This window comes from Streptomyces sp. NPDC031100 (assembly GCF_055570785.1).
Genome location: NZ_JBVIGN010000012.1, coordinates 219,912 through 243,323 on the forward strand (window position 1 = coordinate 219,912; position 23,412 = coordinate 243,323).

Here is a 23,412-nt window from a genome sequence, read left to right on the forward strand (position 1 = left end):
CTTCGGAAACGGCTTCGGAAACGGCTAGGGGATTTCCGTCCGGAGCGCACCGGGGAGGCCGGTGGATCCGGCGGAGCGGGCAGACCTGTTCCGCCCCCGCGCGACAGGTCCGTGGCGGGGAGGTCGGCCCTGTGGCCTAGCCGGGGAAGACCGGGATGTCCCGGTGCCGTTCCCGGGTCCGGGGCGCGTCGACGCGCGCGGCGGCGCCGGGCAGGAGCCGCAGGGGCGCCCGGCCGTCGAGAGTGACGGCATGGGCGTCACCGTGGCGGGATGCGGAACCGTCGGCCGCCTGCTTGCCGAGCACACCGTCCGGGTCTCCGGCGGGCGCGGGCTGGGCGGGGGCGTCGACGGGCGCGGTGGCGCGGTGGGCGGGCGGGTGCGCCGCTGCCCGAGGGGTGTCGGCGGTGCGTACGAAGTCCGGTCCGTACGCGGTGGCCGAGGGCCGCGCTGGTACGGCGGTACGGGCGTGCGTACGCGCCTCGGCGCGGGCCCGGTCGCCCTGGCCCTCCGCCGGTGCCGGTGCCGCGCCGTCGTGCGGGTCCTGTCCGGGCGCCGGGGCGACCGGCGCGGGCAGCGGATGCACGGGCAGTTCGGAGGCCCCGGGGAGTTCCGGCAGAGGCGAGGAAGGTGCGGCGGGCGCGGCGGGCAGCGTGGGGAGCTGCGGCGCCTTGGTCCGCGTCTCCTCAAGGGCGTCGGAGGCCGTCTGCACGACGTCCCGCACGGGGGTGACGACCCGTTCGGTGACGGTTCGTACCGCGTTCTCCCGCCCGGCCACCGGCCCCGACGAGGTCACCGGCGCCACCGGCATCCCCTCGGCCGCATGGGCCTGCTCCCCGCAGACGAACCCGAGCAGGAACAACCCGCCGACCAGCAGTGCCAGTTGCAGCGCACGCCGCCCAGCCGCCGTACGCAGCATGCGCACAGCGGTACCGAACAGAGCGGCTGTCAGGGTCAAGAGGGAAAGCTTCCTCAGGTCGGCACGGCGGGCGGCGTCGATCCTCGCACGGTCGGCCCGAGGTAGCGCAACCCCCCTATTACCGATGGGTAGCCATGTCCCTTTTCCGGCCCCGCGTCACACGGTGTCCGGTATCGGCAGCGGCCGCTTCTCGATCGCCGCCGCCATCACCTCCGGGAACAGGTCGGGCGTGCAGGCGAAGGCCGGTGCGCCGAGCGCCGCGAGCGCCGCCGCGTGCTCACGGTCGTATGCGGGCGCCCCCTCGTCCGACAGCGCGAGCAGCGTGACGAACTGCACCCCGGACGCCTTCATCGCCGCGACCCGCTTGAGCATCTCGTTGCGTATCCCGCCCTCGTACAGGTCGCTGATCAGCACGACCACCGTCTCGGCGGGCCGGGTGATCTGCGACTGGCAGTACGCGAGGGCCCGGTTGATGTCCGTGCCGCCGCCGAGCTGGGTGCCGAAGAGGACGTCGACCGGGTCGTCCAGCTGGTCGGTGAGGTCCACGACCGCGGTGTCGAAGACGACCAGCCGGGTGCTGATGGACCGCATGGAGGCGAGCACCGCCCCGAACACCGACGCGTAGACCACGGACGCCGCCATCGACCCGGACTGGTCGATGCAGAGGATGACCTCCTTCTTCGCAGACTGCGCCGCCCGCCCGTACCCGATGAGCCGCTCCGGCACGATCGTGCGGTACTCGGGCAGGTAGTGCTTGAGGTTGGCCGCGATGGTGCGGTTCCAGTCGATGTCGTGGTGGCGCGGCCGGTTGACGCGCGCGCTGCGGTCCAGGGCGCCGGTGAGGGTGGCCCGGGTGCGGGTGGCGAGCCGCTTCTCCAGGTCCTCGACCACCTTGCGCACGACCGCCCGTGCCGTCTCCTTCGTCGTCTCCGGCATCGCCTTGTTGAGCGAGAGCAGCGTGCCGACCAGGTGGACGTCGGCCTCCACCGCCTCCAGCATCTCCGGCTCGAGCAGCAGCGAGGCCAGCCCGAGCCGGTCGATGGCATCGCGCTGCATGACCTGGACGACGGAGGAGGGGAAGTAGGTGCGGATGTCCCCGAGCCAGCGCGCCACCGACGGCGCCGACGCCCCGAGCCCCGCCGAACGGTCCCGCCCCGTCTGCGGTCTGTCCCCCTTGCCGTACAGCGCGGTGAGCGTTCCGTCCATCGCCGCGTCCCGGCCGGACAGGGCGCATCCGGTGCCGTCGGCCTGGTCGCCGCCGAGCACCAGCCGCCAGCGCCGCAGCCGTTCGCGCGCGGGGTCGGCGGCCTCGATCGGAGTCTCGGCCGGTGTCGATTCAGTTGTCGCGGCCGGTATCGGTTCCGTCGTCGCGGCTGGTGCCGGTTCGGTTGTCATGTGCCCACCCCCGCAAGGCTGTTGTCGTGCGTTGTCTCGTGCTCCTGGTCCTCGCCCAGGCCGAGCAGCAGCCGCAGCACCGGCAGCACGGCGTCCGCGCGCTCGGTGTCCGGTTCCGCGGCGAAGCCGGGCAGTCCGGCCGCCGGGCCTGCCGGGCCGCCGCTCCCTCCGGGCCCGCGCCGCACGAGTTCGCCGAGGGTTCTGCGCACTCCGGGCTCGTACGCCGAGAACGTGCGCCGCAGCAGCGGCAGTACATCCGTGAACGCCTCCGCGGGCACCCCGGTCAGCCAGGCGTCGACCAGGCCGAGCAGCCGCCCGTCGTGCACCAGCAGCATGCCGCCCCCGCCGCCGACGAACCCCTCGATCCAGGCGGCCGCATCGGCGGGCGGTGTCCCCGGCGAGAGCACCAGACCCATCAGCCGGGCCGCCTCCTCGGGGTCCAGCTCTCCGTCGTCCAGCAGCAGCCGCACGGCCCGCCCCCGCACGACACCGGGCACCGTGTCCCGCAGGGCCAGGGCCCGCAGCACGGAGCGCCAGCGGCCGCGCAGGTCTCCGTGGCCGGCGCCCGAGGTGCCGGCCAGGGTCTCCGCGAGGAGTCCCACGGCGCCGTGCACGGCGTCGACATGCCCGCGCATTTCCTCCGCCGCGTCCGCGTCCAGCGCTGCGCAGGCCGGTGGGAGTCCGACGAAGACCCGCTCGGCAAGGCCCGCCGCGACACCGGCCAGGGCGCCGGTGTCGGTGCCGCGCACATCGCCGTAGCGCAGCGAGCGGACCAGCGCGGGCAGTGCCTGGGCGAGGTGACCGACGTCCGAGTCGAGGGCCGCCCGGTCGGCGAGCACCCGCATCACCACGGGCAGCGCGTCCGGCAGCCCGGCCAGCAGGCAGTGCTCGGCGAGCGCGGTCACGTCGGCGAGGGCGCCCGCGGTGGTCGCTTCCGCCTCCGCCTTGGCCGTGGCCGCGGCCAGCACGGTCGTCCCCCACACCCCCGCCTCGGCGACCCGCACCGACAGCTCCGGCTCCCAGCGCAGCCGCCAGGTCTCCCGGAACGTGCCCGTGCTCCCCCGCGACTCGGTCGGCTCGCCCCAGCCGACGCCGAGCAGCCGCAACCGGTGCAGCAGTCTGCTGCGGCCGGCGTCGGTCTCCTTGCGAAGGTCCAGCTCCAGCTCGCGCTCCAGCGCCTCCGGCTTGAGCCGCAGCCGGCGCTGCTCCCGGGCCAGGTCCCGCTGCAACGGCACCGCCGGAGCCGACTCCGGGACCTCCCCCAGCACATCCCCGACCACCAGCCGGTCGTGCACCAGCGCCAGCGGCACGTCCGAGCCGTCACACATCACCGCCCGCACGGCGTCGGTGGTCTCGCTCAGGCCCGGCAGCGGACGGCCGCGCATGGCCGCGAGGGTCTCGGCGAGCCGCACCGCCTCGATGACATGCGCGGAGGAGACGATCCGGTCCTCCTCGCGCAGCAGCCCCGCCACCGTGGTCAGCCACCGCTCGACCGGGCGGTCCGGCGCCCGGAACAGATGGCCGTACCAGCCCGGCGAGTCGATCCCCGCGCCGTACCCGCTCGACCGGGCCAGTCTGCGGTGCGTCCATGGCACCCAGGTCAGATCCGCCTTGACCTTGGGCAGACCCTTCAGCTGTGCCCGGTCGACGGTGACGGCGGTCCTCTCCCGCAGCGCGGGCACGTGCCACGCCCCGCACACCACGGCCACCGCATCCCCGAACTCCTTGCGCGCGGCGCGCACCTGGAGCCGCATGTGGGCCTCCCGCACCAGGTCGCGGGGCCGCCCGCCGACGCCGTACCGCTCCCGCAGCGCCGTCATGGCCTCCTCCAGCGCGGCGAACGGCGCGAAGGGGTCCCGCTTGCCCGTCCCCCGGTGCTCGACGACGTCCTCCCACCAGCGCTCGGGATCGTCGTACCCGGCGGTCTCGGCGAGCACGGCGAGGGGGTCGACGCGCAGGCCCCGCACAGCACCCGGCTCGCCCTCGGTGTCCGCGTCGGACGGCGGCTCCGCCTCGGTGTCCCACGCCAGCGTGTGCGTGGCGGGCAGGTCGATGAAGCGGGCCGGGACGCCCTGTTCGAGGGCCCAGCGGATGGCCACCCACTCGGGGCTGAACTCGGCCATCGGCCAGAACGCCGAGCGGCCGGGCTCGTCCACGGCATGGGCGAGCAGGGCGACCGGGGGCCGCATGTCCGGGTCGGCGGCCAACGGGACCAGCGGGTCGGCCTCGGGCGGTCCCTCGATCAGGACGACGCCGGGCCGGGCGGCGTCCAGGGCGGCCCGCACCGCGCGCGCGGAGCCGGGCCCGTGGTGGCGCACTCCGAGCAGCAGCGGCCCGGAGGCGTACGCCCTGCCCCACGTGGAGTCGTCGCTCACACGCTCACCTCCCGGCAGGCCCGGTAGAAGTCCTTCCAGCCGTCGCGCTCACGGACGACCGCCTCCAGGTACTCCTGCCAGATCACCCGGTCGGCCGCCGGGTCGCGGACGACGGCGCCGAGGATGCCGGCGGCGACGTCGCCCGGGCGCAGCACGCCGTCACCGAAGTGCGCCGCGAGAGCCAGGCCGCCCGTGACGACGGAGATCGCCTCGGCGGTGGAGAGCGTGCCGCTCGGCGACTTCAGCTTCGTACGGCCGTCGGCGGTCATGCCGTCGCGCAGCTCGCGGAAGACCGTCACGACCCGGCGGATCTCGTCGATGCCGTCGGGCACGGCCGGCAGGTCGAGGGAGCGGCCGATCTGCTCGACGCGGCGCGTGACGATGTCGACCTCGGCGTCGGCGCTCTCCGGCAGCGGCAGCACCACGGTGTTGAAGCGGCGGCGCAGCGCGCTGGAGAGGTCGTTGACCCCGCGGTCGCGGTCGTTGGCGGTGGCGATGAGGTTGAAACCGCGGACCGCCTGCACCTCCTGGCCCAGCTCCGGTATCGGCAGGGTCTTCTCGGACAGGATCGTGATCAGCGTGTCCTGCACGTCGGCCGGGATGCGGGTCAGCTCCTCCACGCGGGCCGTCATGCCCTCGGCCATGGCCCGCATGACGGGGCTGGGCACGAGGGCGTCGCGGCTGGGGCCGTGCGCGAGCAGCTGTGCGTAGTTCCAGCCGTACCGGATCGCCTCCTCCGGCGTGCCCGCCGTGCCCTGCACCAGCAGGGTCGAGTCGCCGCTGACGGCGGCCGCCAGGTGCTCCGACACCCAGGTCTTGGCCGTGCCGGGCACGCCGAGCAGAAGCAGGGCGCGGTCGGTCGCGAGCGTGGTGACGGCGACCTCGACGATGCGGCGCGGTCCCACGTACTTCGGCGAGATCACCGTGCCGTCCGGCAGGATGCCGCCGAGCAGATAGGTCGCCACCGCCCACGGCGAGAGTTTCCAGCGCTCCGGGCGCGGGCGGTCGTCCTGAGCGGCCAGCGCGGCGAGTTCGTCCGCGAAGGCGTGCTCGGCGTGCGGTCGCAACGCCTGCGGACCCTTGCTCCCGCTCGCTTCGACGGACGTCGGTTCCACGGACTCCATGGACACAGTCATGGCTGAGGCCCCCTCCAGCTCGGCCGGTTCGGATCTGGCATCCACCGTGCACCACGCCACTGACAATCGCTCTGACCTGCGCAAATGTGCTCGCAGGGCCGATTGTCAGTGCCGGGATCTACCGTCGTTGGCATGACTGAGCAGGGGGTGCGCTGGACCGCGGAGCAGGTGCTGGCACTGGCGCCTGACGCCGCGTCACGCAAGGCGGGAAGCAGGCTGGGCGCAGCCGGGCCGTGGTCCGAGGCAGGCAGCAAAGAGGGGACGGTGTGGGGGCTGTGCAAGGGCAGTGGCAGCAGGCCGTACCAGACGGTGGTGGACCTCGCGGACATGGCAGGGCCCGCGTACAAGTGCAGTTGTCCGAGCCGGAAGTTCCCGTGCAAGCACGCGCTCGGACTGCTGCTGCTGTGGGCGGACAGCGAGGGCACGGCCGACGCGGTGCCGGCGGTGGCCGAGCCGCCGGACTGGGCCGAGCAGTGGCTCGCGGGCAGGCGCAGGCGCGCGGAGAGCAAACGGACGGAGGGCGGCGGGAGTTCCGCGACCGGGTCCGCTGATCCGGAGGCGGCGCGGCGCCGGGCGGAGCGCCGGGCCGAGCGGGTCACGGCGGGAGCGACGGAGCTGGAGCAGCGCTTGGCGGACCTGCTGCGCGACGGCCTGGCCTCGGCCGAACAGGCGGGATACGGGATGTGGGACGAGACGGCGGCCCGCATGGTCGACGCCCAGGCCCCCGGACTGGCCTCCCGAGTAAGAGAGTTGGGGGCGATACCGGCCTCCGGGCCCGGCTGGCCGGCACGGCTGCTGGAGGAGTGCGCCCTCCTCCACCTTCTGGACCAGGGCTGGCTGCGCCGCGAGCGGCTGCCGGACGCGCTCGCGGCCACGGTCCGCTCCCGGCTCGGCCTGCCGGCCTCTGCGGACGGCCCGCCGGTGCGCGACCGCTGGCTGGTCCTCGCCCAGTACGACACGGTCGACCCGAAACTGACGACGCGCCGGATCTGGCTCCACGGTGCCGAGTCGGGCCACACCCGGCTGCTCCTCTCCTACGGAGCGGCGGGCAGGGCGCCGGAGGTGTCCCTGCCGGTGGGCCTGGCGCTGGAGGCCGACCTGTCCCTGTTCCCCGGCGCCGGACAGGTGCGGGCGGCCCTCGGCGAGCGGTACGCCCCGCCCGCGCCCGCCGCACTCCGCCCGCCGGGCGTGACCACGGCCCAGGCGGCGGCCCGCTACGGCGAGGCTCTGCGCCAGGACCCCTGGCTGGACTCGGTCCCGGTCACGCTGGACCGCGTCATACCAACACCGGAAGCCGAACCGGGTGCCTGGCAACTGGCCGACGCCGACGCGGACTCGGCGCTCCCGCTCACTCCGGCCGCCCGTTCCCGCCCGGGCCTGTGGAGCCTGATCGCCCTGTCCGGCGGCGCCCCCGTCACGGTCTTCGGCGAGTGCGGCCACCGCGGCTTCACCCCGCTGACGGCGTGGCCGCAGGGCTCGGGCGACCCGGTGACGCTGTGCTGACGGAGGAGGACCTCTCAAGGACAGGAGCAGACCTCTACGAGCCAGGAGCAGACCTCTCAGGACGCGAGCACATCTCTCAGGGACACGAGCAGACCGCTGAGCCACGCGAGCAGATCTCTCAGGGACACGAAGGAAAAGGGAAGGGATCGTGTTGAACGGAACCTCGACGGCGACGGACGGCCAGGCCCTGAGCCCGCCCTCCTCCTGGGAAGACCTCGTCACTACCGCCCTCCTGGGCACCGAGCGTCGCCCGCCGGCGGGGGCCGTGCCCGGCCGGGAAGCCCCCGTCGCGCTACTGGACGCTGCCGCGCTGTCCACCGTGCAGCGGCGAGCGGGGCTGCGGGCCGGGCCGGCCGCGCGACGGCCGGAGCCCGCGCCCGAGGATCCGCGTCCGGCGTTGCCCGCCGCCGCGGCGCGCAGGCTCGCGATGCTGCTGGCCGACCGCGGCAGCGGCGCAGGCGGTGGCAGGCGGGGCAACGCTCCGGACCTCATGGAACTGCTCCCGCAGTGGCTCGCGGCGGCCAACGCCCACGGGTACGCGGCACCCCCGCAGGCGCTGCCCGCACTGCTGGACGCCGCCCGGGGCCGTACCGACCTGCGGCCGGCGGCGCTGGCGTTCGCCGGGTCCCGCGCGCTGTGGCTGGCCCGGCTGAACCAGGACTGGCGGTTCGCCCTGCGCTCGGCGCCGGGCGGCGGAGCGGTGCTGCCCGACCCCGAGGACGGCGAGGCGGTGCAACGGCTGTGGCAGGAGGGCCTGTTCGCCGAGCGGGTCGCCCTGCTGGCGGCGCTGCGCGAGCGTACGCCCGCGTTCGCCCGGGAGCTGCTGACGGCGACCTGGGCGACGGAGCGGGCCGAGGACCGGCTGATGTTCCTCGACTCGCTGCGCACAGGGCTGAACCCCGGGGACGAGCCGTTCCTGGAGCAGGCTCTGGGAGATCGCAGCCGCAACGTCCGGGCGACGGCGGCGGAGCTGCTGTCCGGGCTGCCGGGCTCGGCGCTCGCCGCGCGGATGGCGGTGCGGGCCTCGGCCTGTGTGGCCGTCGACCGCACGGGGGACGCGCCCGCGATCGTCGTGGAGGCCCCGCCTGAGTGCGACGCGGGCATGGAGCGGGACGGCGTGGTGGCCAAGCCTCCTGCGGGCAGGGGGGAACGGTCCTGGTGGCTGGGTCAGTTGGTGGAGGCGGCACCGCTCGGCACCTGGCCCGACCGGCTCGGGGGGCGCACACCGGAACAGATCGTGGCGCTGGCGGTGGCCGACGGCTGGCAGGGGGAGCTGCACGCGGCCTGGTGCCGGGCGGCGGTGCGGCAGCGGGACGCCGCCTGGTCGAGAGCGCTGCTCGGGGCGCCCTCGGCACCGGAGGCCGGCGGCCCCGGGGCGGTGTCCCTGGCGGAGCGGGCGAAGCTGCTGGCCACGCTGGAGGCAGGGGAACGGGCGGAGTGGGTGGCCGGATTCATCGCGACACACGGCCTGTCGGAGGCGTTCCAGCTGCTCGGGGTGTGCGCGGTCCCCTGGTCCGCCCCGCTCGGCCGGGCCGTGGTGGACGCCCTCAACATCGCCCGGGACGCGGGCAGTTACCCCTGGAGCTTCAGCGGCGTGATGGGGCTGGCCGAGCGCTGCCTGGATCCGGCGGAGGCCGCACGCCTGGACGGCCTGCTGGCGATACCCGACGAGCGGGAGGACGCGTCGCCGGGGGCCGGGGGGTACTGGGCGGAGGCGTTCCAGCGCCTGGTGAGCACGTTGCGGCTGCGGGCGGCGATGGCTGCGGAGCTGAGCGAAACCAGCCCGTCGTGGGGGTCCCCCCGCTCGAGCGAAGCCGAGAGCGGGGGAGATTGAGGACGAGGCCGTTCAGGCAGAAACAGGGGACTTGGGGCGGCAGCCCCCAGTGGCCGCCCACTACAGCTCAGCGCACCCTCGGCTCAGCCGCCGGAGGCAGTCGCTCAACCCCCGGAGGCAGCCGGCTGACGCACGTTCTCCCGCACCCACTCCACGATCTCCGTGGTGGTCGCGCCCGGCGTGAAGATCGCCGCGACGCCCTTCTCCTTCAGCGGGGCGATGTCCTCCTCGGGGATGATGCCACCGCCGAAGACGAGGATGTCCGCGGCGTCGCGCTCCTTCAGGAGGTCGATGACCGCGGCGAAGAGGGTGTTGTGGGCGCCCGAGAGGATGGACAGGCCGATCGCGTCGGCGTCCTCCTGGATGGCGGTGTCGACGACCTGTTCCGGCGTCTGGTGAAGCCCGGTGTAGATGACCTCCATGCCGGCGTCGCGCAGCGCCCGCGCGATGACCTTGGCCCCGCGATCGTGGCCGTCGAGCCCCGGCTTGGCCACCACCACGCGGATCGGACCGGCTGCCACACCCATCACTGCCTCCATCAAGCGACCACGGAAGCGACCGCTTCCGCCCGTACCGACAAGTACCGCACATCCGGCGCGTTCCGCCACCCGTCGGCAAGTGAACGAACGTTATCTCCAGCATCCCGCAACCGGCGGTTTTACGGTGCGGAGCGAGGGGGAAATCACACGGTGGGACATGAGGGCACACGGGGGATGAGCCGTCCGCCTGCGTGCCGACAGGAGGTCGGCCCATGAAGGTCACCGGGGTACTGCCGCTCTTCCTCCCGCTCTGTCGGCGCCTGTGGCCCGGCAGACTGGCAGATCTGTCCCTGACGTTCCTCAAGGCGACCGCGCTGGAGGCCGTGATCCTGGCCGGTCACCTGCTGCTGTATCCGACCGGCCTCACCCAGGAGCGCCGCTCCCCCGCGCTCCCCGCCCCGGACGGCACCACACGACTGCCCGACAGGCCCGCCGCGCCGGTCGTCCTGCTGCACGGCTTCATCGACAACCGCTCGGTCTTCGTCCTGCTGCGCCGCAACCTCGCCCGCAGCGGCAGGCAGCGCATCACATCGCTCAACTACTCTCCGCTGACCTGTGACATACGCATCGCAGCCGAGCTGCTGGGCCGCCACATCGAGGAGATCTGCGAGCGCACCGGAAGCGACCGGGTCGACATCGTGGGGCACAGCCTCGGCGGGCTGATCGCCCGTTACTACATCCAGCGCCTGGGCGGGGACCTGCGGGTGGGCACGCTCGTCACGCTGGGCACCCCGCACTCCGGCACCCGGTTCGTCCCGCTGGCCAGCGCCCATCCGATCGTGCGGCAGATGCGGCCCGGCTCCGAGGTGATCGAGGAGCTGACCCGGCCCGCGCCCGGCTGCCGCACCCGCTTCGTCAGCTTCTGGAGCGACCTCGACTCCGTGATGGATCCACTGGAGACGGCCTGCATCGACCATCCCGACCTGGACGCGCAGAACGTCCGGGTGACCGGGATCGGGCATCTCGCGCTGCCGGTGCATCCCGCCGTGGCCGCCGGGATACGCGAGGCCCTCGACACCGCACACTCCGAGGGCCGGCTCAGCGACGGCCTGACGGTGGCCTAGGCCGGCAGCCGAGCACGCGCCCCAGGGCGTCCGCACGGGCGCGGCACAGCGGGTCCACGGGTAACTCACCGCCACCGGAAATCGAACGCCTTTCAAACACAAGGCCAAACTCGCGCCCGTCGTCCGCCAAAACACGGCCGAATGCCCGTTTCCGACCAACGCGAAACCAGCCGAAGATTGTCGCGCCCGCGTACCGCCGGGTACAGTCGCCGCACTGCTCTGGCAGCCCCTGTTGTCGAGGCGAAAGAGAAGTTGGTGAACGACCGTCACCCGTCGGGGATCATGACCACCCCGGCTCCGGCTTCCGACGCCTCCGCCGCGCACTACGCGCCGTACGGGGCACCGGAAGCCCACTACGACGACCTCACCACCTACGGCGGCTACGACGCCAGCGGTTTTGCGAGCGGCTCCACCGGCACCGGAGCCTTCGCCACCGACCCGCTCTTCGGCACCCTCCCCGGCAACGAGCAGCACACCGGCGCGTACGACAGCACGCAGTGGCAGACCGGCACCGGGCAGTCCCTGAACTACGACCCGTACGCGGCCCAGCACCACGCGGCCTACGACTCCGGCGTGTACGACGCCACCGCCTGGACCGTCCCCGCGCAGCCCACGGGCAACGACATCAGCGGCCAGTGGGACGCGAGCGCCTGGCTGCAGCCCGACCAGTCCACCGGCGCCGACCCCACCCAGCAGTGGGAGTGGGGCACCCAGGCCTTCGACACGGGCGCGTACGACGCCACGCAGTGGAACTCCGATGGCACGGCCGTACCGCACGAGCCGCTTGCCGAACCGTTCGACCACCAGGCCACGGCCACGTTCGAGCAGGTCAGCGACCCGCAGGCGACCGCCGCCTTCGACCAGGTGTCGTACGAGGACGCCTGCTACGACGAACCCGGTGAGCTTGGCGAACACGGCGAACCGGGCGCATTCACCGACCTCGGCGACTTCTCCGAAGCCCGCGCCGAGGACGGCGAGTTGGGTGACACGGGCGAGATGCCCGCCGTACCGTCCCTGCTCGACGACCAGGAAGAGGCCACACCGGCCCCGGTGACCCGCGCGGGCTCGCGCAGCGCGGGGCGTTCCCGGCGCCGTACGCCCCCCAAGCGGTCCGCGCTGCTGACCGTCGCCGTGCCCTCGGCCTGTGTGATGGGGGTCGCGGGGATCGCCGCCGCCTCCGTCGGCAGCCTGACCGGCGACGGCGGCAAGGACACCACTGCCTCGGCCTCGGATGCGCACGCGGTGCAGCCGTCCGTCGCCAACGGCAAGCTGGACGCCCAGCTCCGGACCCTCGCCGCCGGCGCCGACGATTTCGCCGACCGGGCGAGCCGTACGCAGGAGCGCATCGATCTGAAGGCGCAGCAGGAGCTGCAGCAGAAGAAAGCGGCCGCGGAGGCTGCGCTCAAGGAGCGACTGCGTCCCAAGTTCGTGCTGCCGGTCCTGCAGAGGGGCCTCAGCGCGTACTTCGGTCAGGCCGGTGTGAACTGGATGTCCGTGCACACGGGCATCGACTTCCCCGTCTCCTACGGCACCACGGTGATGTCCGCCACCGACGGCACCGTCACCACGAAGTGGAACAGCGCCTACGGCAACATGCTGATCGTGACGGCGAAGGACGGCACGGAGACCTGGTACTGCCACCTCTCCAGCTACCGTGTCGCCTCCGGTACGACCGTCAAGGCCGGCGACCCGATCGCCTACTCGGGCAACTCGGGCAACTCCACCGGCCCGCACCTGCACTTCGAGGTACGGCCGGCCGGCGGGGCGGCCATAGACCCGCTGCCGTGGCTGCGCAGCCACGGCCTGGACCCGACCTGAGCCCTGCGTGAAGCGAGCCCCGCCGATCGATCCGGCGGGGCTCAGCTCGTCTACAGCTTCTCGACCGGTGCGTACCGCAGCAGGAGCCGCTTCGGCTTGGCGTCCCCGAAGTCGATCGTCGCCTCCGCGTTCGCACCCGTGCCCTTGATCGCGACGACCGTGCCGAGGCCGAACTGGTCGTGGGTCACGCGGTCCCCGACGGCCAGGGCGACCACCGGCTTCTCCGTGGTCCGCCGCGTGGCGAACCCGGACGCGCCCGCCGCCGACGAGCGGGAGCGGGACGAGGAGAGGGAGGCCGCGATCCCGGAGGCCGGCCCGGAGGACACCGGCGCGGACGCTCCCGTCCGCTTCCACTCCACATGGGCGGCCGGGATCTCCTCCAGGAAGCGGGAGGGCGGGTTGTACGACGGCTGTCCCCAGGCGCTGCGCATCGCCGACCGTGTGAGGTAGAGCCGCTCCCGCGCGCGCGTGATGCCGACGTACGCCAGGCGCCGCTCCTCCTCCAGCTCCTTGGTCTGGCCGAGGGCGCGCATGTGCGGGAAGACGCCGTCCTCCATGCCGGTCAGGAAGACGACCGGGAACTCCAGGCCCTTGGCGGTGTGCAGGGTCATCAGGGTGATGACGCCGGAGCCTTCCTCGTCCTCGTCGGGGATCTGGTCGGAGTCGGCGACCAGCGCGACCTGCTCCAGGAAGTCGGACAGCGCCACCGACTCGCCTTCCCCGCGGTCCTGCTCGAACTCCAGGGCCACGGCCGCGAGTTCCTGGAGGTTCTCGATGCGGGTCTCGTCCTGCGGGTCGGTCGAGGCCTGCAACTCGGCCAGGTAGCCGGTGCGTTCGAGCACGGCCTCCAGAACGGTCGCCGGTCCGGCGCCGGACTCCACGATCGTGCGCAGGTCCTCCATCAGCGTGTTGAACCGCTTGACGGCGTTGGTGGAGCGCGCGGCCATGCCGTAGGCCTCGTCCACGCGCTTCAGGGCCTGCGGGAAGCTGATCTTCTCGCGCTGGGAGAGGGCGTCGATCATCGCCTCGGCGCGCTCGCCGATGCCCCGCTTGGGCACGTTGAGGATGCGGCGCAGCGGCACCGAGTCCTCGGGGTTGGCGAGGACACGCAGGTAGGCCAGGACGTCCCGGACCTCCTTGCGCTCGTAGAAGCGGACGCCGCCGACGACCTTGTAGGGCAGGCCGACGCGGATGAAGACTTCTTCGAAGACACGGGACTGGGCGTTGGTGCGGTAGAAGACGGCGACGTCTCCGGCCTTCGCCTCGCCCGCGTCCGTGAGGCGGTCTATCTCGTCGGCGACGAACTGGGCCTCGTCGTGCTCGGTGTCGGCGACGTAGCCGGTGATCCGGGCGCCCTGGCCGGCGTTGGTCCACAGGTTCTTCGGGCGGCGGGACTCGTTGCGCTCGATGACCGCGTTGGCGGCGGACAGGATGGTCTGCGTGGAGCGGTAGTTCTGCTCCAGCAGGATCGTCGTCGCGTTCGGGTAGTCCTCCTCGAACTGGAGGATGTTGCGGATGGTCGCGCCCCGGAAGGCGTAGATCGACTGGTCCGCGTCACCCACCACGCACAGTTCGGCGGGCGGGAGGTCGGCCTCGGTGGGCGGTACGTCCTCATCGTGTTCGCCGGTGCCGACCAGCTCGCGCACCAGCGCGTACTGGGCGTGGTTGGTGTCCTGGTACTCGTCCACCAGGACGTGCCGGAAGCGGCGGCGGTAGTGCTCGGCGACGTCCGGGAAGGCGCGCAGCAGGTTGACCGTCGTCATGATCAGGTCGTCGAAGTCGAGCGCGTTGGCCTCGCGCAGCCGCGACTGGTAGAGCGCGTAGGCCTGGGCGAGGGTCTTCTCGAAGCCGTCGGCGGCCTGGGCGGCGAAGTCCTCCTCGTCGATCAGCTCGTTCTTGAGGTTGCTGATCTTGGCGCTGAAGGACTTGGGCGGGAAGCGCTTGGGGTCGAGGTCCAGGTCGCGGCAGACCAGGGCCATCAGGCGCTTGCTGTCGGCGGCGTCGTAGATGGAGAACGAGGAGGTGAAGCCGAGCTTCTTCGACTCGCGCCGCAGGATCCGTACGCACGCGCTGTGGAAGGTCATCACCCACATCGCGTTCGCGCGCGGGCCGACGAGCTGCTCGACGCGCTCCTTCATCTCGCCCGCGGCCTTGTTGGTGAAGGTGATCGCGAGGATCTGGCCCGGGTGCGCGTTCCGCTCGGCCAGGAGGTGGGCGATGCGGTGGGTGAGCACGCGGGTCTTGCCGGAGCCGGCGCCGGCCACGATGAGCAGCGGTGAGCCGGCGTGGACGACCGCCGCGCGCTGGTTCTCGTTCAGCCCCTCCAGGAGCGCTGCCGCGTCGATCGCGGGGCGGGGGGCGCCGTCGCGGTAGTACGCGTCCCGGTCCGGCGGCGCGTCGAACTTCCCGCCGAACAGATCGTCCGGAAGCGGCTCCGGAGCGTGATCGTCCTCGGGCGGCGGCGGGGGTTCCTCCTCGTGCCCGCGAGGGGCCTGGAGGTCCGCCAGGAAGCTGTCGTCAAAGAGGCTGCTCATCGCTCTCCGAGTCTAGGGCGCCGCACCGACAACCGGTCGCCGTCCCGGGAACACGGCCCCGCGGGCGCCCGCAATCGGACACAGCACGGGGAGTCGATCAGCGCGCCGCTCCAGGTCGATCGGGCCCTCACGCTGCGGAAGCGCCTTGTCACGCCCGTATGAAAACGGCCTCAGGTCACGGAAATGTATCGGACATATGGCACACCAACCTTCACAGGAGTCACACGAGTTGGCTAGGTTGCCGTCAGGCCGCACGACCCCCTTCCGGCGAACGTCGCCGAGCGCCGCGGCCTCCGCCGAGTCCGGTGCGCCCTTATCTGGCAGCCGGAGCCGGGGACCCACCGATCCTGGGGTGAATCGGCCGACTCCCGCCCGGGACGACGCCGTAGGGCAACCCTTCCGAACCACCCGCCCGAACCCGACAGCTAACCCGGTAGGCGGCACATTGGAAGGAGTCGCCTCCTTTGGCGTCGCACCGCAAGCCGCGCCCCGGCACCACCCTCGGACCGGGCCTGCGCACGCCCGCCCTCGCCACCGCCGCCTTCACCTCCGTGGCCGTGCTGTCCCAGACGGCCGAGGCCGCCCCCGTCCACGACGGCAGGCCGAGCGTGGAGGAGATCGAGAAGAAGATCGACGAGCTGTACCGCCGGGCGGACTCGGCGACCGAGCGGTCCGAGGAGGCCACGGAGCGGGCCGGGCGGCAGCAGGGGCGGCTGGAAGCCCTGCGCGCGAAGACCCTGCTGGCGGACGCACAGCGGGAGGAGACGGAGCGTGCGCCGGGCTACTTCGACCAGAACCGGCTGATGGACCGGCTGGCCTCGACCGTGAAGAAGCGGCAGCAGACCGCCAGGGGCGTGGAGGCGCCGGCCGACAGGACCATGGATGCGGCGGCCGCCACGGGCGTGGAGGCTCCGGCTCTCTGGAGCCCGCAAGCGCCGGCCGAGACCCCGGCCCCGTCGCCGCGTGACCCGAAGAGCGCCAAGGCCGTCGTCCAGAAGAAGCTCGCCTCCGCCCGCGAGCTGCTGTCCCGGCTGACGGCCGGGGAGCAGGCACGGCCGACCGCGCCGAAGCACCGGAAGCCTGCGGAGGCCGACCCGCGGTCGTACGGGTCCTCCGGCGCGCAGGCCACCAAGGCCGAGAAGGCGATCTCCTTCGCCCGCGCCCAGATCGGCAAGCCGTACGTGAACGGGGCCAGCGGCCCCGGCTCCTACGACTGCTCCGGCCTCACCCAGGCCGCCTGGAAGGCCGCCGGTGTCACCCTCCCGCGCGCCGCGCGCGACCAGGCCGACGCGGGCACCCCGGTCGCCCTCGCCGACGCACACCCTGGTGACCTGGTCTTCTTCCACGAGGACCGCAGCCATGTCGGCCTCTGCACGGGCAACGGGATGATGATCCACGCCCCGCAGCCCGGTGCGTACATCCGCGAGGAGTCCGTCTTCCACGGGGGCGAATCGATCATTCACAGCGTGGTGCGCCCGGCCTGACCGTCGTCTTTTCGAGCCCCACGCGCGCGTGCCCTCCTCGCCGGGCCCGCGAGGCTCCTTAGCATCGGGCGCATGCCCGGCATCTCAGGTCTGCGTGCGTGGTGGGCGGAGCGTCCGCCGGCGGCGGGGGCCGCCGTCATGGCGACCGGCATCGTCTCGGTGGGCCTGCATCTGACGGGCGCCGAGACGCTGTCCCGGGTCTTCCTGTGGCTGGCCTGCGTGGCCTGGGTGGCGCTGGCCGTCGACTTCCTCGTACGGCTGCTGGTGCGGCGGCAGCGGTGGGTGGCCGAGGCGGAGAGTCCGGGCGCGCTCACCGCCGTCGCCGCCACGGCGGTGCTCGGCACCCGGTTCTCGGCGCTCGGCCGGCAGACGCCGGCCGAGGGTTGCTGGCGGTGGCGGTGGTGCTGTGGCCGGTGCTGCTGGTCCTCGTCGTACGGCACTGGACGCGGCGCATGCCAGGAGCGGTGTTCCTGTGTTGTGTGGCCACACAGGGGCCGGCGGTGCTGGCGGCCACGCTGGCCGCGGCCGAGACGACGGCATGGCTCGCGCGTGCCGCGCTGGTGCTGTTCTGGCTGGGCCTGGTGCTCTACGTCCTCGCCCTGCAGCACTTCGATCGGCGGCAGGTGTTCGAGGGGGCCGGGGACCAGTGGATCGCGGGCGGGGCGCTCGCCATCTCGGCGCTGGCCGGGGCGAAGCTGCTCGCCGCGGACAGTGCGCGGCTGTACCTGTGGAACGACGACGACCGGGGTGTGCTGCGCAACGTGACGGTCGCACTGCTCATCCTGGATCTGGCCGTGTACGTGGTCCTGCTGGCCGCCGAGGCGGCCCGGCCGCGGCTGCGTTACGACACGCGGCGGTGGGCGACGGTGTTCCCGATGGGGATGACCGGGGCGGCCACGCTGTCGGTCGCGGCCGCGGTGGGCATCGGGTGGTTGAACGGGCCGGGGCGGGTGCTGGTGTGGATGGCGCTGGCGGTGTGGCTGGCGGTCGCGGCCGGCGCGGCCCTCGCAGCCCGTGCCGAGATCGGCGGGGGGCGCTGAGGCTCAGGTCCACAGCACGGCGATGAAGATGTTCGCCGTGGTCAGCAGGCCGACCAGTCCGAAGACGCCCTTGTCCACCTTCTCCTCGTCGCGCTTGACGTAGACCAGCCCGAGGATCACGATCAGCAGGGCCAGCTTCAGACCGATCTTGATGGTGTTGACGTGGTGGTCGTCGGCCTGGTTGAGGCCCACCAGGACCACGCCGGTGACCAGCATGGTCAGCGCTCCGTGCAGCATCCCGGGGACGAAACGGGCCGTGCCCTGGCCCATCGCCTTCATCTGGGTGAGGAAACCACCGAGCAGCGCGGCGATGCCGACGATGTGCAGGCCGACGAAAAGGTGGATGAGTACGTCCATGGGTCCGGAGCCTAATGAAGGGCGCTCGAGGCTCCTTCCACCGGGCCCGCCCCCGGATCCGTGGACCTTGCATATATGCGCCCCATAGCACCACTCGACTCGTGCGAGTCCCGGATTGCGCGCATCGGTCACCACGCTGTGCGAAGGCGACGCCTCCGGCCCGGAAACCCGGTCACATACGGTCGCGTCCCGATCTGTCGAAACCAGTTCCGCACTCCGTGTTACCTCCCTGTCACGGACGGGCATAGCGTCCTCCCCCAGGTGACCGGCACCCCACCGCCGCCCGGGCCAGGGGCGGCCGCCGGCCACCACCGCCGAGAAAGGTCCGGCGGCGGCCCGTTCCCCCTGTGTGGACCGCCGCCGGACGCATCGACCGCTCGCTCGGTCGGCACGAGTCCCACGGAAGGACGTGACGGTCCAGGTGGCAGCGCACCGCAAGCCCCGACAGCGCTCGCTCGGGGGCAGCACGGCCCGCACGGTCTTCACCCTCGCCGTGGCGGGCGCGGCCACCGGGGCGGCCTTCGAGGGAACGGGCAACGCCGAGCCGCAGCTGACCCCGGCACAGGTGAAGGCCAAGGTGGACAAGCTCTACCAGGAGGCGGAGGCCGCCACCGAGACGTACAACGGGGCGAAGGAGAAGGCGGACACCGCCCAGCGGCGGCTGAACTCGCTGCGCGACGAGACCGCCCGCAAGCAGCAGAAGCTCAACGCTGCGCGGGAAGCGCTGGGTTCGCTGGCCGCGGCACAGTACCGGGAGGGCGAGATCGACCCCGCCTGGCAGCTGGCGCTGTCCAAGGACCCCGACCGGTACCTGGACGGGGCCGCGTTCGCGGAGCGGGCCGGCGAGCGGCAGGCCGAGGCTGTGGGGCGGGTACGCGAACAGCTGCGGGAGATCGAGCAGTTGCGCGGCGCCGCCCGCATCGAGGTGACGTCGCTGCGCTCGCGGCAAGCGGTGCTGAGGCAGCAGAAGAAGACCATCACCGGCAAACTGGCCGAGGCGCGCGCGCTGCTGGCGCGGCTCACTCCGCCGCAGCGGGCCGAGGTCACCGGCGACGGCACGGCTGCGGGCCGCGCCTCGCGGTCGGCCTCGGACGCCAGGGCGGCACTGGAGCAGGCCGGGACCGTCGCCGCCCCCGACTCCCGTACGGCGGCGGCCATCGCCTACGCCTACGAGAAGCTCGGCAGCCCCTATGTGTGGGGCGCGACCGGCCCGGACGCGTTCGACTGCTCGGGCCTGGTGCAGGCCGCCTACCGCTCCGCCGGCATCTCCCTGCCGCGCACCACCTATGCCCAGATCAACGCGGGCCGGCGGGTCTCGCGCTCCGAACTCCAGCCCGGTGACCTGGTGTTCTTCTACGCCGGCATCAGCCATGTCGGCATCTACGTCGGCAACGGCCAGATGATCCACGCCCCGAACCCGTCGGCACCGGTCCGGCTGGCGCCCCTCGACCAGATGCCGTTCGCGGGGGCCACCCGGGTGGTCTGAGGGGCGCCGCCGGGCAGGGGGTCAGACCAGGCGGCGGGCGGTCGCCCAGCGGGTCAGCTCATGGCGGTTGGACAGCTGGAGCTTGCGCAGGACCGCCGAGACATGGGACTCGACCGTCTTCACCGAGATGAACAGCTGCTTGGCGATCTCCTTGTAGGCGTAGCCGCGGGCGATCAGGCGCAGCACCTCCCGCTCGCGCTGGGTGAGGCGGTCCAGGTCCTCGTCGACCGGCGGGGCGTCGGTGGAGGCGAAGGCGTCCAGGACGAACCCGGCCAGGCGCGGGGAGAAGACGGCGTCGCCCTCCTGGACCCGGAAGATCGAGTCGACCAGGTCGGTGCCGGTGATGGTCTTGGTGACATAGCCGCGGGCGCCGCCGCGGATCACCCCGATCACGTCCTCCGCCGCATCCGACACGGACAGCGCGAGGAAGCGCACGGGCTGCTCGGCGTCCGCCATCAACGGGGCGCACCGGCGCAGCACTTCGACCCCGCCGCCGCCCGGCAGGTGCACGTCGAGGAGCACCACCTCGGGCCGGGTCGCGGTGATGACCGCGACCGCCTGGTCGACGTCGGCGGCCTCGCCGACCACCTCCACACCGGTTTCGGCGGTCTGCCCGATCTCGGCCTGCACGCCCGTGCGGAACATGCGGTGGTCGTCGACGAGCACCACGCGCACGTGCCGCTTCCCGGCGGGGCCGGGCCCGGCCTGCTCCGCCGCTCCCGCCGTACCGTTCGCCTCGGTCGCGTCGCTCATGACGTCTTCTCCGCCCTCTCCATCTCCAGCTCGACTTCGGTACCGCCGCCCGGCACCGACCGCAGCCGGGCCGTGCCGCCGTTGCGCTCCATGCGGCCGATGATCGATTCTCTGACGCCCATGCGGTCGGCGGGTATCGAGTCGAGGTCGAAGCCGGGGCCGCGGTCGCGGACGGACACGAAGACCGTCTTCCCCTCGACTTCGGCATAGACCTGTACGGCACCGCCCTCGCCACCGTACTTGGCGGCGTTCACCATCGCCTCACGCGCGGCCTGCATCTGCGCACCGGTCCGCTCGTCGAGCGGGCAGTCGCCGACCACGACCACCTCGATGGGGACGCCGTGCTTGTCCTCGACCTCGGCCGCGTTGCGCCGCACCGCCTCGGCGACCGTGTCCGGCTCGTCGGCCTCGTCCTTGCCGGTGCCCTCCGGCTTGTACAGCCAGGTGCGCAGGTCCCGCTCCTGGGCGCGGGCCAGGCGGCGCACCTCGCTCGCGTTGTCGGCGTTGCGCTGGATCAGGGTGAGGGTGTGCAGCACGGAGTCGTGGACGTGGGCGGCGACCTCGGCGCGCTCCTGGGCGCGGATGCGCATCAGACGTTCCTCGGACAGGTCCTGGGTCATGCGGACCAGATAGGGGCCGGCGAGGAGCGTGATGCCGACGAGGACGGCGAGCGCGGCCTGGAGGACCGCGCCGAGGTGGGCGGCCGAGCCCTGCGTGACGAAGATGGCCGAGACACCGGCGGTGACCAGCAGGACGCCGACGCCCGCCCGCAGCAGGGTGAGCGTGCGCCGGCGGCTGCCGACCTCGACCCAGCGGGCCCGGCGGGCGTTGTCCGCCTGGCGCCAGACGAGGGCGACACCGGCCGCGACCAGGACAGCGGGGAGCAGATACGCCTTGGCCGCGCTGCTCAGGTTGACGCTGCCCACGAACACCATGGACACGATGACCATGAGCAGCAGGGCGGCGATCTGCCCCTTGTCCGGCTTGCGGGTCATGATCCGACGGCGGCCGCCCGGCGCGGCCTCGGTGGCGACCAGCGGCGGCTTCTGACCGCCGACGCCACCGACGCCGAGCGGGACGAAGAACCAGAACGCGGCGTACAGCAGCGCGCCGAGGCCGTTGGCCATGAACAGACCGACGAAGGCGAGCCGGACCCAGATCACGGGCAGCCCGAGGTGCCCGGCGAGGCCCCGCGCCACTCCGCCGAGCCAGCGACCGTCGCTGCTGCGGTAGAGCTTGCGCGGTGGCCGCGGGTCTTCGAGTGGCAGTGCTGCGGCTTCCGGCATGCCATCGATGGTCACATGGCCGTGGGTCCGGGGCATCAGGGTCGGCCCCCTAGACTCCCCTGATCTTCGCGCCGCGGGTGCGGAACGGCCGTCGACCGAGCGCCGGCCCGGTGCCGACCGGGTGTCGAACGCCTCCCCGTCCGGCCTCAGGGCAGATCTCAGGGTTCGCCCAGGGTCATCCCGACTGCCGTCGCGACGGGCGGGCCGTCACCATGGACGCATGACGGATCACGAGCACGCCGCGACGGGTCCGGGACCCGGCTCCGGCCCGCGCCCGGCCCCGGGCACCGGACCGACGGATGCCGCGCCCGCCGCGACGGGAGCGGCAAGAGAGACAAGGGAGACAGGAGAGACAGGAGCGCCGGGAGAGACGGGAGCCGCACAGGAGCAGGGCGGGGCCGGGGCCCCCGGCCGGTTCCGGCGCGACCGCCGGCACAAGATGATCGCGGGCGTGTGTGCCGGGCTCGGCCGGCAGACCGACATGGACCCGGTGATCTTCCGGATCACCCTGGCCGTGCTGGCCGCGACCGGCGGCATCGGCCTCATCTTCTACGGCTTCGCCTGGCTCCTCGTGCCGTACGAGGACGAAGAGGAGAACGAGGTCCGCAAGCTGCTGACGGGGCGGGTCGACGGCCAGGCGCTGGCCGCCGTGCTGTTCGCCCTGGTCGGCTGCGGCACGTTCCTGACCATGCTGCGCAACGGCGGGGTGCTGGCCTTCGCCGTGGTGCTCTCCCTGCTGCTGGCCGGTGCCGGGTACTGGTCGCGGCGCCGCGGCGCCCCCGATCCCGACCCGCTCGCCGCGCAGGCGGCCGCCGACGCCCCGCCGGAGGCCCAGGCGCCGCCGGTCGTCACCACCTACCCCTCCTGGTGGCGGGACCCGATCGTGAAGGACGGCACCCATGTCGGTGGCACCGGTTATCTGTGGGGGCCCGGCGACACCCGCGACCAGGATCTCCTCTCGGCCGTCGACGTCGGGATGGCCACCCCCTGGACCCACCCCGGTTCCCCCCACCCGCCGCGCACCGCGCCCCCGAGACCGCGCGGCCCGCGCTGGATCGGCGGCTGGGTGTTCCTGCTCGCCCTCGTGGCAGGCGGCCTGGGCACCGGGCTGACCTGGGACACGCATCCGCTGGGCACCAGCCTGCAGGCCGGCCTGGCCTGTGCGCTCGTGGTGTTCGGCCTGGGCATCACGCTCAGCGCGTTCCTGGGGCGGACGGGGGCCGGGTCGGTGTTCCTGGCGCTCGTCACGGCGGCGCTGCTCGCGGGGACCACGGCCCTGCCCAAGGACATCTCGACCCACTGGAGAGAGACGGCCTGGAGGCCGGCCGCGACGGCTCAGGTGCGGTCCGGCTACGACCTCGGGACCGGCGTCGGCACCCTGGACCTGACCGGCGTGCACCCTGCCCGCGGGCAGACGGTGGCCACGCATGCCGAGGTGGGGGCGGGTCAGCTGAAGGTGATCGTGCCGGCGGACGCGACCGTGCGGATGAGCATCGACGTGGGGGTGGGCGACGTCCGGTTGCCCGGTGACGACAGAAAGGACGTGGACGTGCAGCCGGGCAGGCACAAGGAGGTCACGCTGTCGCCGGTGAAGGGCGGCAAGGACGCCGGCACGCTGAAGCTCGATCTGCGGGTGGGCGTCGGACAGGTGGAGGTCAGCCGTGCTGCGTCATGAGTTCCAGCCCGGGAAGCTGGTCGCCGGTCTCTTCCTCACCGCCACAGGCGCCGTCTACGCGGGTGACGCGGCCGGGCTGTGGGACACCCCCTGGTTCGCGATCGTCCCGCTGGTGGTGGGCGGTCTGTTCCTGGCCGGTGTCACGGCCGCCGTGGCCCGGGGCATACGCAGACGGCGCGGCGCCGAGGGCGGCTAGCCGTACCCCAACCGCCGGCGG

General features: G+C 73.0%; 17 protein-coding genes, 1 pseudogene and 1 riboswitch. Of the genes and pseudogenes, 9 read left to right on the plus strand and 9 right to left on the minus strand.

Annotated elements, in window-relative coordinates; translation table 11 throughout:
* Positions 1–136: 136 nt before the first annotated feature.
* The 4 genes from ACZ5DS_RS31030 to ACZ5DS_RS31045 form a co-directional block, all read right to left on the minus strand.
* Entirely contained in the window at positions 137–955 is an 819-nt protein-coding gene (locus ACZ5DS_RS31030) for a hypothetical protein (RefSeq protein ID WP_468245095.1), read from the minus strand.
* A gap of 117 nt (positions 956–1,072) precedes the next feature.
* Entirely contained in the window at positions 1,073–2,311 is a 1,239-nt protein-coding gene (locus ACZ5DS_RS31035) for a VWA domain-containing protein (RefSeq protein WP_468245097.1), read from the minus strand.
* Positions 2,308–4,686: a DUF5682 family protein gene (locus tag ACZ5DS_RS31040; protein ID WP_468245098.1), complete on the minus strand. Its 2,379-nt coding sequence runs from the start codon at positions 4,684–4,686 to the stop codon at positions 2,308–2,310. The genes ACZ5DS_RS31035 and ACZ5DS_RS31040 overlap by 4 nt, the downstream gene beginning before the upstream one ends.
* Positions 4,683–5,822, minus strand: coding sequence for an ATP-binding protein (locus ACZ5DS_RS31045; RefSeq protein WP_468245099.1), 1,140 nt, complete (start codon positions 5,820–5,822; stop codon positions 4,683–4,685). The genes ACZ5DS_RS31040 and ACZ5DS_RS31045 overlap by 4 nt, the downstream gene beginning before the upstream one ends.
* A gap of 132 nt (positions 5,823–5,954) precedes the next feature.
* On the opposite strand from ACZ5DS_RS31045, the gene ACZ5DS_RS31050 reads away from it, so the two are divergent.
* Positions 5,955–7,325, plus strand: coding sequence for an SWIM zinc finger family protein (locus ACZ5DS_RS31050; protein ID WP_468245101.1), 1,371 nt, complete (start codon positions 5,955–5,957; stop codon positions 7,323–7,325).
* 151 nt (positions 7,326–7,476) lie between these two features.
* A complete protein-coding gene (locus ACZ5DS_RS31055) occupies positions 7,477–9,159 on the plus strand; it encodes a DUF5691 domain-containing protein (RefSeq protein WP_468245294.1) in 1,683 nt (560 codons plus the stop codon).
* 104 nt (positions 9,160–9,263) lie between these two features.
* On the opposite strand, the gene ACZ5DS_RS31060 is transcribed toward ACZ5DS_RS31055, so the two are convergent.
* The gene (locus tag ACZ5DS_RS31060; RefSeq protein WP_468245103.1) at positions 9,264–9,686 is read right to left on the minus strand and encodes a cobalamin B12-binding domain-containing protein; all 423 of its coding nucleotides are present in this window, start codon (positions 9,684–9,686) and stop codon (positions 9,264–9,266) included.
* Between the two features lie 224 nt (positions 9,687–9,910).
* On the opposite strand from ACZ5DS_RS31060, the gene ACZ5DS_RS31065 reads away from it, so the two are divergent.
* Together ACZ5DS_RS31065 and ACZ5DS_RS31070 are read left to right on the plus strand one after the other, a co-directional pair.
* Complete coding sequence (locus ACZ5DS_RS31065; protein WP_468245106.1) at positions 9,911–10,762, plus strand: esterase/lipase family protein; 852 nt, start codon at positions 9,911–9,913, stop codon at positions 10,760–10,762.
* 255 nt (positions 10,763–11,017) lie between these two features.
* Complete coding sequence (locus ACZ5DS_RS31070) at positions 11,018–12,580, plus strand: M23 family metallopeptidase (protein WP_468245108.1); 1,563 nt, start codon at positions 11,018–11,020, stop codon at positions 12,578–12,580.
* Positions 12,581–12,630: 50 nt separating this feature from the next.
* Here the strand turns inward: ACZ5DS_RS31070 and pcrA are convergent, their stop codons facing one another.
* A complete protein-coding gene (gene pcrA, locus ACZ5DS_RS31075; protein WP_468245111.1) occupies positions 12,631–15,114 on the minus strand; it encodes a DNA helicase PcrA in 2,484 nt (827 codons plus the stop codon).
* A gap of 298 nt (positions 15,115–15,412) precedes the next feature.
* A riboswitch (cyclic di-AMP (ydaO/yuaA leader) is annotated at positions 15,413–15,570 on the plus strand.
* An 8-nt stretch (positions 15,571–15,578) separates the two neighbouring features.
* On the opposite strand from pcrA, the gene ACZ5DS_RS31080 reads away from it, so the two are divergent.
* Positions 15,579–16,598, plus strand: coding sequence for a C40 family peptidase (locus ACZ5DS_RS31080; protein ID WP_468245114.1), 1,020 nt, complete (start codon positions 15,579–15,581; stop codon positions 16,596–16,598).
* A 72-nt stretch (positions 16,599–16,670) separates the two neighbouring features.
* Positions 16,671–17,664, plus strand: a pseudogene (locus ACZ5DS_RS31085) (tellurite resistance/C4-dicarboxylate transporter family protein).
* Here ACZ5DS_RS31085 and ACZ5DS_RS31090 read toward each other — a convergent pair.
* Positions 17,642–17,995 (minus strand): hypothetical protein, encoded by a 354-nt coding sequence (locus tag ACZ5DS_RS31090; RefSeq protein WP_468245116.1) that lies wholly within the window; start codon positions 17,993–17,995, stop codon positions 17,642–17,644. The pseudogene ACZ5DS_RS31085 and the gene ACZ5DS_RS31090 overlap by 23 nt on opposite strands.
* Before the next feature lie 421 nt (positions 17,996–18,416).
* Here ACZ5DS_RS31090 and ACZ5DS_RS31095 point away from each other — a divergent pair, with 421 nt between their 5' ends.
* Complete coding sequence (locus ACZ5DS_RS31095; RefSeq protein ID WP_468245295.1) at positions 18,417–19,481, plus strand: C40 family peptidase; 1,065 nt, start codon at positions 18,417–18,419, stop codon at positions 19,479–19,481.
* A gap of 21 nt (positions 19,482–19,502) precedes the next feature.
* On the opposite strand, the gene ACZ5DS_RS31100 is transcribed toward ACZ5DS_RS31095, so the two are convergent.
* Positions 19,503–20,234: a LuxR C-terminal-related transcriptional regulator gene (locus ACZ5DS_RS31100; protein ID WP_468245119.1), complete on the minus strand. Its 732-nt coding sequence runs from the start codon at positions 20,232–20,234 to the stop codon at positions 19,503–19,505.
* Positions 20,231–21,520, minus strand: coding sequence for an ATP-binding protein (locus tag ACZ5DS_RS31105; RefSeq protein WP_468245121.1), 1,290 nt, complete (start codon positions 21,518–21,520; stop codon positions 20,231–20,233). Before ACZ5DS_RS31105 ends, ACZ5DS_RS31100 begins: the two co-directional genes overlap by 4 nt.
* Before the next feature lie 220 nt (positions 21,521–21,740).
* Between ACZ5DS_RS31105 and ACZ5DS_RS31110 the strand changes: the two genes are divergently transcribed.
* Together ACZ5DS_RS31110 and ACZ5DS_RS31115 are read left to right on the plus strand one after the other, a co-directional pair.
* Positions 21,741–23,195 carry a PspC domain-containing protein gene (locus ACZ5DS_RS31110; protein ID WP_468245124.1) on the plus strand — a complete coding sequence of 485 codons (1,455 nt, stop codon included), beginning with the start codon at positions 21,741–21,743 and terminating at the stop codon, positions 23,193–23,195.
* A complete protein-coding gene (locus ACZ5DS_RS31115) occupies positions 23,182–23,391 on the plus strand; it encodes a hypothetical protein (protein ID WP_468245126.1) in 210 nt (69 codons plus the stop codon). Before ACZ5DS_RS31110 ends, ACZ5DS_RS31115 begins: the two co-directional genes overlap by 14 nt.
* Positions 23,392–23,412 lie beyond the last annotated feature (21 nt).